This is a genomic window from Nostoc sp. DedQUE02 (assembly GCF_034531035.1).
Classification (GTDB): Bacteria; Cyanobacteriota; Cyanobacteriia; order Cyanobacteriales; family Nostocaceae; genus Nostoc.
The window spans coordinates 18,880-34,745 of the sequence record NZ_JAVRBY020000047.1 but is presented as its reverse complement, the minus strand read 5'-3'; the positions used below and the strand labels follow the sequence as shown (position 1 = coordinate 34,745).

Here is a 15,866-nt window from a genome sequence, read left to right as displayed (position 1 = left end):
ACCCTGTTAGCAAGTTTAAATATTGCGGACACTCACACAATGATATTCTTGACCGTCGAACTCTAGGTAATTGATGGTTATTTCCACGCTTATTTCTCGACCATCTTGAGTAAGGTGAATAGATTCAAAAGTGAAAGAGTTTTTATGTCTAAATTCTTGCCATTTTGACTGCCAAGTAACTGCTGGAAAATTTGGATCAATATCATGAACAGTCATACTTAGCATCTGTTCGCGGGTATAGCCCAGAGTACGATAAGCTGCTTCATTCACATATACCAATTGGGCATCAGAATTCACAAAATAGATAGGATATTTAAACTTGTCTAAATAAAACTGGCTTAGTCGCAGTGCTGACTCTGCTTTTTGGCGAGCTTTTTGGGAAGCTTCGCTAAGGCTGATTTGATGTTGCAGACGTACATTTTGCTCCGTGAGTTGCGTTTGCAGCCTGCGGATAGTCAGGTTATTCTCAACACGGGCAAAAACCTCTTCTTCACTAAAGGGTTTGGTGATGTAATCCACTCCTCCAACGGCAAAGGCTTTAACTTTGTCGAGTACTTCATCCAAAGCACTGATAAAAATCACCGGGATGTCGCGGGTTTTCTCTGAAGCTTTCAGATGTTGACAGACTTCATAGCCATTCATGTCTGGCATCATGATGTCGAGCAAAATTAAATCGGGTGGGGCAGCTTGCGCTGTTTTTAAAGCTGTTTGCCCGTTAATTACTCTGCGAATTTCATACCCCAACTGAGTTAGCATGGCAGATAAAAGTCGCAGATTGTCTGGAGTATCATCAACAAGTAGAATATTTGCTTTGGGTGGCTGAACCTGATTTTTATCCATTTTGTTCTGGTTGTGTTAAATCAATGACTTTATCAATGCGAAAGTTATTGACCCAATCAGTTAGGGCATTAGCCAGAGATGCAGATTCTTCAGGAATTTGCTCAATCAGGCTGAAAATCAACTTTTCATCTGTACGTAGTGCCGCTTGGTGTAACTGCGCTATCCACTCAGAGGGCATTTTAGCCAACTCTTTTTCTAATGAGAAAAGCTCAAGGTCAGAACTTTCTGCTAATTGGACTTGTTTAGGTGCTTCTTGCTCATAGACATAACGTACCCCTAAATATTTCGCCATTTTTTTCAAAATTACTTCTTCTCGGAAGGGCTTACGCACAAAATCGTTACAGCCTGTAGATAAAATCACAGTTCGTTCTTCATCAAAGGCACTAGCAGTCAGAGCAATGATCACGGTAGCCTGACCTTTTAAATGAGCCTTGATCTGTTTGGTGGCTTCATACCCATCCATCACTGGCATCCGCATATCCATCCAAATTAAATGCGGTTCCCAGGTTTCCCAGATGCTTACTCCTTGTTTACCATTTTCAGCTTCACGCACCTCGAAGCCAAGCGATACAAGCATCTTGACTAGGAGTTGGCGATTCTCCCATTTATCCTCTACTACTAAAATTCGGTATTTCGGTTGATTAGCCTCTAGACCAATTACTCGCTGATATAACTGTCGAGTTTGAACTTCAGTTATTTCTGCTGGGCTAATTTTGATTTCAAAAGCAAAAATTGTTCCTTGACCTAAAGTACTCCTAACAGTAATGTTACCACCCATGAGGCGCACAAATTGTTGGCTAATAGTTAAACCCAGACCTGTCCCTTGTTGAGATATGCGACCGGCTTCTGTTTGGACAAATGGTTTAAATAAATTGTCTAGCTCAACTGGTGCAATGCCAAGACCAGTATCTTCTATTTCAAAATGAAGGTGACTGAGGATTGATAATTGAGGATTAGAAGTTTCCAAATTTTCAGTCTTCTCTCTCACGCGCAAACTAACACCACCGAATTGAGTAAATTTGATGGCGTTACCAAGAAGGTTAATTAAGACTTGACGCAATTTGCTTTCGTCTGTATGCACAAATTGGGGAACTTTGGGACTACGCTCAAATATCAGTTGTAATCCCTTAGATTCTGCTTTTATTTGCAGCATCTCTTGGAGCGAGTCAAGCAAAGAATACAAATCAAAACTATTTTCATTCAGTGTTGTTCGACCTGCCTCAATTTTGGACATTGACAACACATCATTGATCAAGGTCAGCAAATGCTCGCCACTGCGACTTATAATTTCTAGATGTTCCAAATGGGAAGGATTGATAGAGCGATCGCGCGTTATGAGTTGGGTGAAGCCAAGGATGCTATTGAGGGGAGTGCGAAGTTCGTGGCTCATGTTTGCCAGAAATTCGCTTTTGGTACGGTTGGCAGTTTCGGCTTCTTGGGCTTTCATCTCCAATTGGTAGCTGTAATTTTCTAACTGTTCACGAGAGATTTTCAACTGTCGCGTCAGCCAAGAAACTCCGATCAATAGTCCTCCTACAGACACCAACCCTACTAATACAATAGTCGCTGCCAGTTGACGAGCAGGGGCAAAGGCTTCTTCTTGATGCATTTCTACCAGTAAAGACAAATCTTGATCATTGAGCCAGCGATACATTCCAATAACTGGCACTCCAGCATAGTTGCGATAAAGCCCAAAGCCTCTAACTCCACTCATTGCCTCATCAATGCCTTGACTGCTAATTCCTTCAGGAAAGTCTTGCGTGTTGACTTGCGGTTTAGAAATAAAGGTGTTTTTAGTTATTAAGGAGCCAACTAAATAAGTTTCGCCGCTTTTACCCAAACCTGTGCGTTCCCGGACGATATTATCAATTCGGTCTAGGTTCAGATGAGCTAAAATCACACCTTGTCTTACCCCTGCGGTGTTACGCAAAGATGTTGCCAAGGTAACTGATGGTTTACCAGTCAACGGTGAAACGTAGAAATTTGGGTTAAAAGTATCTCCTGGTTCAACCTGCTCAATATAAGTAATGTTACCTAAAATTTCATACTGACCTTCACGCTTTTTGTCAGTGGATAGAATGATTCGATTGCTGCGATCGAGAATGAAAATTTCTTTGAGATTAGGTTTAAGTCTGACGACTCTAATTAAATATTTAGAGACAACAGTGTAAGCAGCCTGATAATTTGCGTTACTTTTTTCACTAGTTAGGAGTATCTTAAGATGCGCTTGTACGTCTGTAGATTGAGTTGCAAGTAGAAAATCTCGCTGTTGGTCTTCAAACCACCGAGTTATTTCTTCCTCCTTAAGTGTTGCAGTTACATTGAGTCGATCAAAGGCAGCTTGCTTTAAAGCCTCCCTCGCTTTGATAAAGGCAACTCCTCCAACCACAGCAACGCTTACCAGCGACAAAAGCAAGAATGAACTGGCAACTTTAGTGGTCAGGTGCTGATTCCAGAACTTCATAAGTTATGGTCACTTTGCGACTCGAAGAAAAATAACCGAGAAAAAATACCAGAAGTTTTCAGGTTTGAAATTCAACAGACATTTAGCAAAAGTTAGCGCTGCTAATGTTGATATAAAACTTATTACCTTTTTATCTACCATTTATGCAAGAAATATATTCTTGATGTTAGCAACAAATAAGTTTATATAATTCAACTTACCTTTTCTCTGACTTAATTCCATTGAGCAAAAATTTGCTTGATTCGGTTAATTGCCTCATCTGCTGATTGCTCTGGGGTGATATGATCTACAAGTATTCGTTGGAGAGCTTTGCCCCAAACATTTTCCTCTAAAACTATGCAGTAGGCAGGGTTTTGGGCACTGTAATATGAGCGCGTTTGGCGCGTGATTAATGTCTTTGCCACAACCGAAATGTGCGGGTCGCTTGGGTCTGTCCAAAAAGGATCTTTCCAAACAGACTTAAGTACTGGGAAATTACGACCTCCAGTAGCTTTAAGGTAACTTCCCATTACCTCTGGTTGGATTAAATAACTTAGAAAACTCTTGGCTATTTTCTGGTTTTTAGACTCAGCAAACAGAACTGCTTCTTTATAAAGGACTAAGTAGCGCATAGGTTTGCCATTGGGTTTATTAGGAAATTCTAGAGTCCCAAGTTTGTTAAGGTAGGTATCGCGATCTTGACGCACAGCAATAGGAATCGCTAGGGTGGTATTGGGTGTCATAACCACAGCACGGTTTAGCAAGTTGCGATTATTGTCTGGATTTAACCAATTTAGCGCATCTGGGGGTACGTACCCCTGTTGATAAAATTTTGCATACCACTCTAAGCCTTTAATAATACCTTGACGCACTTTAGGGTCATCAATGAGGAGTTGACCTTTGGAGTCTAGAAGCTGGACATCGTATGCTTCTAAAATTTCCTCAAACATATAGTAAGTGTCAGAAGCTCCAATGGAGTAAGTAAAACCCAACCCGTAAATATTCTGTTGCAGTTGTTTTTGCTTTGTTTGCAGGTCATTTTGCACTTGCTTCCAAAATTCCCAAAATTTATCCCAATCTTTGGGGATATCGCTTTCACTCCGACCTACTTGCTTTAATAAGTCTCGCCAGTAGAAAATGTGAATTGTCCCTTGATGAAGAGGGACTGCATAGTAACTCCGTTTTTTAGCGACATTATTGTAATAGTGAACATCTTCTAGTGTTGTCTCAGGATAAGAACTTTTGACTGGTTCAATTACATCAGAGACATCTACTAATTGGTCTGTCCAGGCAAGTCGTGGATTCAACTCTGTTTTTGCATTGTAACCAACCAAGATATCAGGCAGATTGCCAGCTTTTATTGCCCTTTTCGTTTTCTTTGGTAGCTCATCGTTGGTAAAAAAAGAAAGCTTGATTTTTTTGCCAGTTTGTTTTTCCCAGTTAGTAACGATTTGTTGTAGCGCTTCATCTTCTTCTACAGTAAAGCCTTTATCCCACCATACTTTCAAGACTTTACTTTCAGAAGAGGACTCGACAACAGAGGATTGGTCAGATTTTGAGGTGTTAGTACAACCAAAATTTATCAAGCTGAGTATCAATGCCACGAATACATAGCAATGGCTAGCTCCTATTGGCACTACGGTGAAAGTTTGTTTAGCTCTTTGGTGATTTTTAAAGCCTTTAGTAATTTGACTGGCTTTGGTTCTAAATAACATACTCGTAGAATTTACTTTTTACCTGAGTAGATATAGCCAATTTAATACTTTTTGTAGACTCTCTAATAATCTTCAAATGTTTTATGCGTGGAGCGATAAAGCCGTCTGTCCCTCAATTCCGTCAGCGCTTTGCTTTCCCCGCCTCAAAAAACGCCCGTTCGTTCCACTTTCTTCTCCAGGAGTAGGCGGTAAGCGTAGCCATGCCGTCAGGCTTATCGCGAATCTCCTGCTCGGTCAATTCAGGTACTTCAACAGCAAGAACATCAATGATTGCTGTTTACGTTTACGCCTGCCATGACCCAATTGTTGCATCTAGATTGACCAAAGCAATTAGACCTCTTGGCAAAAGTGCTTTTTGCAAGAGGGGGAAAAGGGTAAAGGTTAAAGGGGAAGGGGACAATACAGAACTTTTTCCCCCGCCCCTTATCCCCAGAGGGGACCCCACCTTCCCCCTTGCCCTTTTCCCGACTTATGCCAAGAAGTCTATTGAAGAGTTTTTCGCTCATCCAAACCCGACTACTGCACTAAGAATTGCAGGGGCTTTTGCTAGCAAGAAGCCACGGGTGTTAGTCAAAAGTTAAAAGCGAATGCTGGGAAAATGAGCATTCGCTTGACTATATCAACCCAATACAAGGTTAGTTGCTTGTTATAAGCATACTATTTATCGGTTACACAACTCAAAAAACTTTGAGAACAATATTATGCAACAACTCACACTTTTCGCTGAATCAACCCCAGTTTTACCCATCACTTCTTATTACCCCGATTTCTTAAGTCTTGAACAAGCCAATGAACTCTACCAACACTGCTTGAAACTGGAGTGGCAGCAGAATCAAATTAGGATCGCAGGTAAAACAATGCCCGTCCCTCGCCTCGAATGTATTTAGGACTTACGCACTATACAAATCAACCAAAACGTGTATTACGTTATTTAGTCTTTTCAGAGGTTTTAGATAACCCTGATTTATTCCGACATTTGCGATCGCTGGATGCAAAACATGGCTAAAATACCCAAATTGTGTTTAGTACTTATGTACGATGCGTAAGTCCTATAAATGGCAGCTATTACCAGGGGGTTGGTGGCGGTGTAGGTCAAAGTAGTTCACTGTTTGATCAAAACTGTTACTTTTTGTCGGTTTGGTTGTGGTTGGAGAAAATTGACGCAAAAAGCTTCAAAAATAACAAATGCGTAGGCGTAGCACGCACTTCTCTATGAGACGCTGCGCGTAGCTTGCTTCCACGAAGTGGTACGGCAAAGCTCAGTGACCACCGTAGGCATCGCAAAATCTATTTCACCGACTCCTGCTATCACAGATGCAGCTGCTAAATTAGCATACTGGACTGACAAGAATAGAAAATGCTATGGCTAAAAAAATCTAGCTATTGCTAGATGCGATAATCCTCAAAAACGCTATAGGGTACAATTGTTGAGTATAAAGATTCGCTTGTGGATGCCATAGTAGAAAGATCGCACACACTCAAACAAGCCTTGGTTGATTTTGTCGCTTATGCTGACGGCGAACTAGCACAAGCACTCGAAATTTATGCAGCTGCACAGATGCCTAGCGGTAATGGCGATCGCACCCAACAACAAGTAATCATTGACAGGTTTATTACAGAAGGAAAAATTGGCGATCGTTCACCTATAGAGTTATTTATCGCCAGTCATGCAGATTTGTCAGAGAATGATCGCAATTTACTCAATAGCTGGCATCGTAGTTTTATTGGTTTATTTACTATCACCCAGATTTTACCTGATGGCTTAGAACTCATGAACTGGTTGACAGCTAAACGTTACATAGTTCTGACAGCTAAAAATTACATTGTCAAGTCTAACAGTCCTGAAAAACAACCAGCCACATCTCGTTTCAAGCCAGGAGATATTTTACTAACACGCATTTTTCCTCTTACTGATAATGAGTGGATATTTTCTGGCTCTCACACATTTATGGGTAAACTCGGTAAGCCAAAACTTGCCGTCGCCATTGGAAATTTTAAAGATAATTATAAAAGTCATCTTTACAGCGATGCTCCAGACTTGCTAGAACAAGCATGGCAGTCAGTAGAGCAATATCATCAGCAGTTTGTTGAGTTTTTTGGGGCTGATGAAGTGACATTACCAGGATACCAACTCAATAAAAAGATAACTGAATTTCGAGAAATTATCACCGATAAATATCTCAAAGCTGTCGGATTTGATAGTTCCAAATATTTGAATGAAATAGTAGCAAAAACTGGTATTAGTGCAGAAGAAATTATCGTCACTGCTAAAGAATTTGGGATCGATACTAACGTTGTTTCTCAAATATTCGATGGGAAAAACAGCACGCAAAAAATGGTTGCACCTAAAGTAGGTTTACCTACTGAACTCATCAGAGCAGAACAAGTCACTGCCATTTCTCACCCACGTTGGGGATTGATGTTTTTATCTACATATACTAAATTCACAACTATATTATTAGCTGATGATTGGCAAAGTATTGAAGGTGCAGTAAAACTAATTCGTCACTATTTAGAAGGTAAAAATATTAATGCTTATACATGGCATCGATTAGCACAAAAATATCCCACTCAACTAGAAAAAATCTTGCAAGATTTCTTGCAACGTGCTGAGTTTAGCCTGAACAATGATTTAGACAAAATTTTGCAAGAGTATGGTAAACCTATCGAGCCAGAATTACCAGAAATTGCTAGTGTTCCTTTACATCTACATAATTTATTTCAAGAAGCACTTACAGAAGTGAATAAATCTAAACCCAAAGGTAAAGGACAAAAACAACCAATGAAAGGTTTTCAAAGAGGTTAGTTTAATATCAAGTGCATCTCAAATCCAGGGAAGTAAGTCGGAGAAAAAATTTATGCGCCGCAGTGGACTGAAAAGTGGTGATTTTTACTAATCAGACTCATTCAGACTTTATTAACTTGGCTTTTCGTCATGGGGCTGATTCTTATATGCTCAAAAGTGCTGATGTAGAATTGATTGAACTAGCTATTAAGAGAGCTTACTTTAATGAATGTCTTAGACACCAGCAGACGCTTTGCAATAGCGTGAGCGGATTGTCTCATAGTCGCTTATGCAGTACTTGAGCCATATCAACCGCTACAATTACTAGGGATGAAAGTGTGGAGCAATACCAACACTATTAGTCGTGGGGTATCGAAGGGAAAGTTCAATTTATTCCACCGAGGATACTATGCACAACATTGCCAATGCTGAAGAAGTAAAAGTAATTGAGAATGGACAAGCGCCACCTACTGGCACTACCACTCCACCAAGAAAGCCAAAGTGGTATGACACATTTAGCTACATTGCGAATCCGGATCGATTCTGTCGCCAAAATTTGCAAGAGTATGGCCCTATTTTTAACACAGGAGTCTTTGGTCGCACTACCATCTTTGTAGGCTCTGCTAAAGCTATTCAAATGGCATTTAACGGAGATTTGAAATATACAGAGATTGCACTGCCAGCAACCACAATGGATATGTTCGGTGAGTACAGTCTGTTTCAAAGACCCGATTTGCATCGTCAGCGTAAAAATGCACTCGCCCCCGGACTGACTGGCCGTGTACTTGATGGCTATACACCGCTAATCAATGACGTAATTGTGCGTGGGATGAATAGCTGGACTACTCCCAGTACCATAGCAGTATACCCGGCAGTGGAGAAGATTTGCTTTGATGTACTCACCCCTGTGCTATTGGGAATCAGTTTAGATGACTCTGATCCTGAAACTTTCAAGAGACTACCAATTACGTCCAAAGCCGAGTTAAAAGCTTTGTACAAGACATACTTTGATGGTTTTTATGGTTTGTCTCAATGGAAGTCTCCCTTGACAAAATACGGGCGTGGATTTTTGGCACGTACCAAACTCTTAGAATTTATGCGTGCTGTGGTGCAAAGGCGGCGAGGTGAGGGTAAAGTCATCAAGCCCACGGCTGATTTCCTCTCAATGATGCTAGACAGCCAACAAGAACATCCCGATGGAGTATTTAGTGAGCAGTTAATAGAGAATCAGTGTCTACTGCAATTATGGGCATCGGATTATGAGGTATCCGGGCTGATATCTTCGCTCATGTACCAAATTGCCCGCCATCCGCAAGTTATTTCACGACTGCGACTTGAGCAAGCCACTCTTATAGGTGGAAACAGTCAAGTCACTATGTTCTCACCCGAACAGTTAAAGCAAATGGTATATTTAGAGGCAACAATTAAGGAGACACTACGTACTCTACCACCCAGTTCTACAGCCAGTCGTCTACTCACTAAGTCTGTGGTACTTGATGGCGTACTCTATAAGAAAGGCTGTGTAATTATTGCAGAACCACGAATCGCACACATTACACCAGAGTACTTTCCCGAACCAGAAGTATTTGCACCAGAGCGTTTTCTGCCGTCACGTAGCGAAGACAAGATGTATCAATTTATTCCCTTTGGTGGCGGTGTCCATGCTTGCCTGGGAGCGCAGATGGCGATCGCAATTACAAAAGTGTTCGCCTCTCATTTGCTACAAAAGTTTAATTGGGAAGCAACAGGCGAGGCGAAGTTTGTCCAGTTTCCTCTGAAAAAGCTCAGGGATGATTACCAAATGAAGTTTACACCTTTCTCTTGTGGCTGATAGCGTACATAAAAGCCCCCGACGGTCATCTAGGGGGTTTTTTATTGACACTTACTTGTGCAACCCCCTACCAGATGATATCGTGTCCGGTTAAAGACTTATCATTTAGGCCGCAGGGAGCAGGGGGAAAGGGGCTTTTGCGCTTTTTGCACAGATGCGGGAATTATAACTAATTAGGCGGACATGATATGAGTAGTTCACTGTTCCATCAAAACCGTTACTGTGAAGCTGTTTGAGTGATCTAAAGTTATTACTTCAATACAAACTTTAGCTTAATAGCATCGCCAATCAACTCATCATCTGTCCAAAAGCCATTGAAGGAATAAACTTTGAGCTTTAGAGGTAGATAAATATTCTATTAATGACTCTTAAATATACAGTTGTTATCTTTCACTAGGAAGACGCGATCGCACAACTGCTTCCGTAGGATGGAAAAAGTCGATTGCTTGTAATCGCATTGCTCCCATTGCAGTCAGCTATTGCAAGTAAAGCAGTTTAGGAGTTTTGAACATTATGAATCAGAGCCGAATTCAAGCCATAGGAAGACCAGTGGAAGCGATCGCCATTAATGCCGGAGTTGGGGTCGGTGGCAAGTTCACTGAGCCAGGAGCGGCTAATAATTAATCGTAATCAGGAAAAAATCCTATGGTAAGTCAATTGCAGAAGTTACCGACAGATGAAACATTAGGCACACTGGAACCTGTTGTCCAATTTGATGGTGCTATGCCTACAGGTGTTACAGTATCTCATCAAGGACGAATCTTTGTCAATTTTCCGAAGTGGGGTGATGAAGTTGCATTCACCGTGGCAGAAATCCGAGATGGTCGTCCGGTGGCTTATCCCAATGAGGCAATTAATCGCACAAACTCAGATAATCTTGCACAAACCCTTGTATCTGTGCAAAGTGTTGTGGTTGATCCCCGCGATCGCCTGTGGATTCTCGATACTGGTAGCCCGATGTTCCAACTGACACAGTACGGCGGCCCCAAGCTGGTTTGCGTTGATTTAACAAGCGATCAAGTCATCAAAACGATTCTCTTTCCCCCAGATGTAGCATTGCCAACAACCTATCTTAATGATGTCCGGTTTGACTTGCGGCGCGGTGCTGAGGGTACAGCGTTCATTACCGATTCATCAGATCAAGGCGCGAACGGAATTATTGTAGTCGATTTGGCATCGGGGGAAAGCTGGCGCAGACTGCACGATCATCCTTCCACAAAAGCTGAAGAACTATCGAGCTTTCTACCTGTGGTTGAGGGTCGCCCATTCATGGAACGTCAAGCAGATGGATCGACCAAACCCGTGAAAATGGGGTCAGACGGAATTGCGATTAATGCAGATGGATCGCGTTTGTATTACTGTCCCCTTGCTAGTCGTCGTCTCTACAGTGTTGCTATTGATGCTCTTGTAGATCGAGCGATCGAGGATCGTGCTGTTGCCGCAACAGTAATTGATGAGGGAGATAAAGGCGGCGGTGCAGATGGACTCGAATCAGATGCAGCCGGATATATTTACGCGACGAACTATGAACACAATGCAATTCTGCGTCGTCATCCTGATGGAGCCTGGGAAACGGTAGTACACGATCCTCGCCTCCTTTGGCCTGATACTCTTTCAGTAGCAACAGATGGTTATCTTTACGTCACTGCTAATCAATTGCATCGTCAACCAAACTACCAAAAGGGACGCGATCTCCGTCAGAAGCCTTATAGCCTCTTCCGCATTCGCATTAATGCTCAACCTGTGCTGTTGCGATAAATTATCGAACAGAATTCAGGAGTCAGGAGTCAGAATTCAGAATGAATTCTGTATGACTGGCGGATGAATAATCAGTCTTCAATCAGTCGCAGGTCTGAATCCCCGATTGATTTATTCTGACTCCTGAATACTGACTTCTGAATTCTTCTTCAATCAATGCAACTGATTGTTGCTAAAGGAAATACATAATGGCGTTGAATATCAAAGATTTACGGATTCACAGCCCTGCATTTACTTCTCTTGAGCGTATCCCGAAACAGTATACCAGCGACGGTGAAAACATCTCACCTCCCTTGGAATGGAGTGGACTGCCAGCCGGAACCCAGCAATTAGCACTCATCTGCCACGATCCAGATGCGCCCTTGCCACAGGGATTTACTCACTGGTTAATCTATGGGATTCCGCCAACGGTTAACCAGATTGCCGAGGGAAGTGGTAGCAAATTTACTGAAGGTATAAACAGTACCAATCAGCCAGGGTATACGGGACCAGCTCCACCACCGGGGCACGGGCCTCACCATTATTATTTCTGGTTGTATGCCCTAGATGCAGAGCTTGACTTGAAGCCAAATATCAACCGTGAGGAATTACTTAATGCGATCGCTGACCATGTGATTGAGCAAGCGCGGTTGGTTGGAGTCTATGAATCTTGACATAATTCTAGAAATCCAAGGAGGGTGCAAGCATGAAAGAGATGAGAGTTACTCTCCAAATTAACGATCGCCCTTACACGGTCGAAATTGAACCGCGTGTGACGTTACTCGATTTATTGCGAGAACGGTTAGAACTGACAGGAAGTAAGAAAGGCTGCGATCATGGTCAGTGCGGTGCTTGTACGGTGCTGATTGATGGGCGACGGGTGAATTCCTGTTTAACGCTAGCGGTGATGCAGGTAGGGAAAACCATCACCACGATCGAAGGATTGGCACAAGGAGATGAACTCCATCCAATGCAGGCAGCATTTATCCAAAACGATGCTTTTCAGTGTGGCTATTGTACGTCTGGGCAGATTTGTTCGGCAATCGGGTTGTTGAGTGAAGACAAAGCAGACTCGGATGCAGACATTCAAGAACTGATGAGTGGCAATCTCTGTCGCTGTGGGGCATATCCCAATATTGTGGCAGCAATTCAGTCTGTAGCAGCAAGCGTGAGAGCAGGGAATGCAACCATTTAACTATCTACGTGCATCAGACGCAGCGATCGCGGTGAGAACTGCGAACCAAGACCATCAGGCAAAGTTTATTGCGGGTGGCACAAATCTGCTGGATCTGATGAAGGAGGGTGTGGAAACTCCGCAACAGTTGATCGACATTAATGATTTGCCGCGATCGCAAATTGAACGCTTACCCAACGGCGGAATTCGTATCGGCGCACTGGCGCGAAATAGTGATGTTGCATACGACGAGAATATTCAGCGACAGTATCCAGTGTTGTCTGAAGCACTTTTATCTGGAGCATCTCCTCAACTGCGAAACATGGCAACCGTTGGGGGAAACTTATTACAACGAACTCGCTGTTATTACTTCACCGATACTGGATTTTCATCTTGTAACAAACGTATCCCCGGTTCAGGCTGTGCCGCCATTCCCGGTTACAATCGCATTCACGCCATTTTCGGCACCAGCGACTGCTGTATTGCCACCCATCCTTCCGATATGGCTGTGGCATTAGTTGCTCTGGATGCCATTATTCACACGCAGAACGCCAAGGGAACTCGGCAGATTGCGATCGCTGACTTTTACCTGTTACCAGAAGACACTCCGGATTGCGAAACCGTCTTGCAACCCGGAGAACTGATTACCGCCGTTGAATTACCGCCGTTGCCCTTTGCGGCTAGATCGCACTATTTGAAAGTGCGCGATCGCGCCTCCTATGATTTCGCTCTGGTTTCTGTAGCTGTGGCTTTGGACGTTCAAAATGGTCAAATTAGCAATGCACGGATTGCCTTGGGTGGAGTTGGTACAAAACCCTGGAAAGCAACCGAGGCAGAACGAGTTCTCATCGGTTCACCTGCGAATGCATCCACTTTTGAAGCAGCCGCTCTTGCAACAATCCACGATGCTAAACCGCAGCAATACAACCACTTTAAAGTAGAACTGCTGCGGCGCACGCTAGTACAAGCATTTTTTCAGGTTACAGGAGGTGAAGAATGAATCCGGTAATTGGAAAAGCAGTTGATCGCGTAGACGGACGGCTAAAAGTGACCGGAGGCGCACATTACTGTGCCGAAATGCCGATTCCTAACTTGGTTCACGCAGTCTTAATTAACAGCACGATCGCCAAGGGACGCATTGTGTCGATAGATACAAAAGCAGCTGAAGTCGCTCCCGGTGTAATAGCAATACTTACACACCGCAATGCGCCTCAAATTACACCTGCAAGAGTTACATTAGATAGTGCCAGTCAAGGAGATAGTGCCAGTCAAGGGGGAGGTGCGGGAGAGCAGTATATCCCGCTTCAAGACGATCTAATTCATTACAGTGGGCAACACATTGGAGTTGTGGTTGCAGAAACCTTTGAGCAGGCTGATCATGCCGCATCACTAGTAAAGGTTCGTTATGAAGAAGAACCACCTACGATAACCATGCAAGAAGCGAGGGAGCGTGCCTTTCCACCGGATAACGTTTGGGGAAAACCACCAGATATCGTCCAAGGTGATGCAGTAAAGGGACTGGCAGATGCCTTTGTTCGGATCGACCAAACTTACACCACCGCTATGCAGCACCACAACGCCATCGAACCTCATGGCACGATCGCAGTTTGGTCAGGTGATTTCCTGACGTTATACGAACCGACTACCTGGGTTTACGGCATTCGGAATGCTGTAGCTGAGTGGCTTTTAATGCCGCGCGAAAAGATTCGCGTGATTCAGCAGTTTGTTGGCGGTTCCTTTGGCTACAAAGGCCCTGCTTGGACGCACGTAGTACTTGCCGCGATCGCCGCTCGTCAGATTAATCGTCCAGTTAAGCTGGTTCTCACCCGCCGACAGGAATTTGCAGGTGTTGGCTACCGTCCGCTCATTCAACATCACATTCAGTTAGGTGCAACCGCCACAGGGCAACTGACAGCACTCACGCACCATGCGATCGCCCGGACTTCAACCTTTGATAATCGGGTCGTTGCACCAGTCGAGCGCACCAGTCGCAAAATATACGCTTGCCCGAACATTACCACTACTTACCGTCTCGCTCCCAGCAATCTTAGCGGCCCCTATACTATGCGTGGCCCTGGAGAAACACCAGGGTTGTTTGCCATCGAGTCGGCAATGGATGAACTGGCATACACTTTACAAATCGATCCAATCGAACTCCGCTTACGCAATTACGCTGACGTTGACCCCGAAACGGGAGATCCTTGGTCTAGTAAGTCGCTCAAGGAGTGCTATCAGCAAGGCGCAGAGCGATTTGGCTGGCATCAGCGCAACCCACAACCCGGTTCCATGCGAAATGGCGATCGCCTCGTAGGTTGGGGAATGGCAACGATGGCTTATGATGCCCGCTTTTCTCCTACGACTGCCTCGGCTACACTGTTTGCTGATGGCAATGTCCTCGTGCAAAGTAGTACCTGCGACCCAGGCACAGGCGTTTACACAATCATGCAGCAAATTGCAGCAGATACCTTAGGGCTATCGGTGGCATCGATTCGCTTTGAGCTAGGCGATACTCAGATGCCCGAAGCTCCTGTTGCAGCCGGGTCTAAGACAACTGCTAGCGTTGGGTCTGCGGTATATGCTGCTACCACATCCCTACAGCACAAACTGCTCAATCTGGCATTCAACAATCCCAACTCTCCTCTTTACGGGCATACCGCAGCTGAGGTAACGGTGGATAATGGGCGTTGCTACCTCAAGGATAATCCGACTCAGGCACAGACCTATGTAGAGAGTTTACAGCAGCACCAAATGGAATCAATTTCAGCACAGGAACAGGTTCAGCCTGATGAAGAAACCAAGAAATTTACTCACTACTCCTTCGGCGCACATTTTGCCGAGGTACAATTCCATCCAGGATTAAGCGAACTGCGAATCACTCGTTATGTCGGCGCATTTGCTGCCGGAAGGATCGTTAACCCCAAAACTGCCCACAGCCAACTAATTGGCGGAATTATTTGGGGCATCGGCATGGCATTGATGGAGCAGAGCATTGTCGATCCGCATTCGGGACGAGTTGTGAACTCGAATCTCGCTGAGTACTTAATTCCGGTGAATGCTGATATTCCCCCCATTGATGCCTTTTTTGTCGAGGAAGAAGCTTTGCATCTCAACCCGATTGGCACTAAGGGTATTGGCGAAATTGGCACAGTTGGAGCCGCAGCTGCGATCGCCAACGCGGTCTATCACGCTACAGGCAAACGGATTCGCGATCTGCCCATTACATTAGACAAGCTAATGTAACGCCGCAAGTGAGGAATTGTATGCTGCTGAGTGTGAAGCGTAGGCGTAGCCCGCCTTCTCTACGAGACGCTCCGCGAACGGCATCCCTAACTCTGTTGAAC

At 44.0% G+C, this 15,866-nt stretch carries 11 protein-coding genes and 1 pseudogene; 8 read left to right on the top strand and 4 right to left on the bottom strand.

Annotation, left to right across the window (positions count from 1 at the left end):
* Nucleotides 1-15 precede the first annotated feature (15 nt).
* The 4 genes and pseudogenes from RMX98_RS26775 to RMX98_RS26760 form a co-directional block, all read right to left on the bottom strand.
* Nucleotides 16-840, bottom strand: coding sequence for a response regulator (locus RMX98_RS26775; RefSeq protein ID WP_409881361.1), 825 nt, complete (start codon nt 838-840; stop codon nt 16-18).
* Nucleotides 833-3,304 (bottom strand): hybrid sensor histidine kinase/response regulator, encoded by a 2,472-nt coding sequence (locus RMX98_RS26770; protein WP_322678345.1) that lies wholly within the window; start codon nt 3,302-3,304, stop codon nt 833-835. The genes RMX98_RS26775 and RMX98_RS26770 overlap by 8 nt, the downstream gene beginning before the upstream one ends.
* Before the next feature lie 212 nt (nt 3,305-3,516).
* Nucleotides 3,517-4,998: an ABC transporter substrate-binding protein gene (locus tag RMX98_RS26765; protein WP_322678346.1), complete on the bottom strand. Its 1,482-nt coding sequence runs from the start codon at nt 4,996-4,998 to the stop codon at nt 3,517-3,519.
* A 65-nt stretch (nt 4,999-5,063) separates the two neighbouring features.
* Nucleotides 5,064-5,275, bottom strand: a pseudogene (locus tag RMX98_RS26760) (hypothetical protein); the annotation flags it as partial.
* A gap of 424 nt (nt 5,276-5,699) precedes the next feature.
* Between RMX98_RS26760 and RMX98_RS26755 the strand changes: the two are divergent.
* From RMX98_RS26755 to RMX98_RS26720, 8 genes are all read left to right on the top strand, one after another.
* Nucleotides 5,700-5,885: a hypothetical protein gene (locus RMX98_RS26755; RefSeq protein WP_322678347.1), complete on the top strand. Its 186-nt coding sequence runs from the start codon at nt 5,700-5,702 to the stop codon at nt 5,883-5,885.
* A gap of 560 nt (nt 5,886-6,445) precedes the next feature.
* Nucleotides 6,446-7,804, top strand: coding sequence for a hypothetical protein (locus RMX98_RS26750; RefSeq protein WP_322678348.1), 1,359 nt, complete (start codon nt 6,446-6,448; stop codon nt 7,802-7,804).
* Between the two features lie 388 nt (nt 7,805-8,192).
* On the top strand, nt 8,193-9,614 hold the full coding sequence (locus RMX98_RS26745) for a cytochrome P450 (RefSeq protein WP_322678349.1): 1,422 nt from the start codon (nt 8,193-8,195) through the stop codon (nt 9,612-9,614).
* A gap of 645 nt (nt 9,615-10,259) precedes the next feature.
* Nucleotides 10,260-11,372 carry an L-dopachrome tautomerase-related protein gene (locus tag RMX98_RS26740; protein ID WP_322678350.1) on the top strand — a complete coding sequence of 371 codons (1,113 nt, stop codon included), beginning with the start codon at nt 10,260-10,262 and terminating at the stop codon, nt 11,370-11,372.
* Between the two features lie 188 nt (nt 11,373-11,560).
* On the top strand, nt 11,561-12,025 hold the full coding sequence (locus tag RMX98_RS26735) for a YbhB/YbcL family Raf kinase inhibitor-like protein (RefSeq protein WP_322678351.1): 465 nt from the start codon (nt 11,561-11,563) through the stop codon (nt 12,023-12,025).
* A gap of 32 nt (nt 12,026-12,057) precedes the next feature.
* Nucleotides 12,058-12,546 carry a (2Fe-2S)-binding protein gene (locus RMX98_RS26730; RefSeq protein ID WP_322678352.1) on the top strand — a complete coding sequence of 163 codons (489 nt, stop codon included), beginning with the start codon at nt 12,058-12,060 and terminating at the stop codon, nt 12,544-12,546.
* Entirely contained in the window at nt 12,533-13,525 is a 993-nt protein-coding gene (locus RMX98_RS26725; RefSeq protein WP_322678353.1) for a xanthine dehydrogenase family protein subunit M, read from the top strand. Before RMX98_RS26730 ends, RMX98_RS26725 begins: the two co-directional genes overlap by 14 nt.
* The gene (locus RMX98_RS26720) at nt 13,522-15,765 is read left to right on the top strand and encodes a xanthine dehydrogenase family protein molybdopterin-binding subunit (protein ID WP_322678354.1); all 2,244 of its coding nucleotides are present in this window, start codon (nt 13,522-13,524) and stop codon (nt 15,763-15,765) included. The genes RMX98_RS26725 and RMX98_RS26720 overlap by 4 nt, the downstream gene beginning before the upstream one ends.
* Nucleotides 15,766-15,866 lie beyond the last annotated feature (101 nt).

Bases quoted from the DNA above. Each gene is read 5' to 3' on its own strand.
- RMX98_RS26775 (WP_409881361.1), bottom strand. From the start codon at position 840: ATGGATAAAAATCAGGTTCAGCCACCCAAAGCAAATATTCTACTTGTT.
- RMX98_RS26770 (WP_322678345.1), bottom strand. From the start codon at position 3,304: ATGAAGTTCTGGAATCAGCACCTGACCACTAAAGTTGCCAGTTCATTC.
- RMX98_RS26765 (WP_322678346.1), bottom strand. From the start codon at position 4,998: ATGTTATTTAGAACCAAAGCCAGTCAAATTACTAAAGGCTTTAAAAAT.
- RMX98_RS26755 (WP_322678347.1), top strand. From the start codon at position 5,700: ATGCAACAACTCACACTTTTCGCTGAATCAACCCCAGTTTTACCCATC.
- RMX98_RS26745 (WP_322678349.1), top strand. From the start codon at position 8,193: ATGCACAACATTGCCAATGCTGAAGAAGTAAAAGTAATTGAGAATGGA.
- RMX98_RS26740 (WP_322678350.1), top strand. From the start codon at position 10,260: ATGGTAAGTCAATTGCAGAAGTTACCGACAGATGAAACATTAGGCACA.
- RMX98_RS26735 (WP_322678351.1), top strand. From the start codon at position 11,561: ATGGCGTTGAATATCAAAGATTTACGGATTCACAGCCCTGCATTTACT.
- RMX98_RS26730 (WP_322678352.1), top strand. From the start codon at position 12,058: ATGAAAGAGATGAGAGTTACTCTCCAAATTAACGATCGCCCTTACACG.
- RMX98_RS26725 (WP_322678353.1), top strand. From the start codon at position 12,533: ATGCAACCATTTAACTATCTACGTGCATCAGACGCAGCGATCGCGGTG.
- RMX98_RS26720 (WP_322678354.1), top strand. From the start codon at position 13,522: ATGAATCCGGTAATTGGAAAAGCAGTTGATCGCGTAGACGGACGGCTA.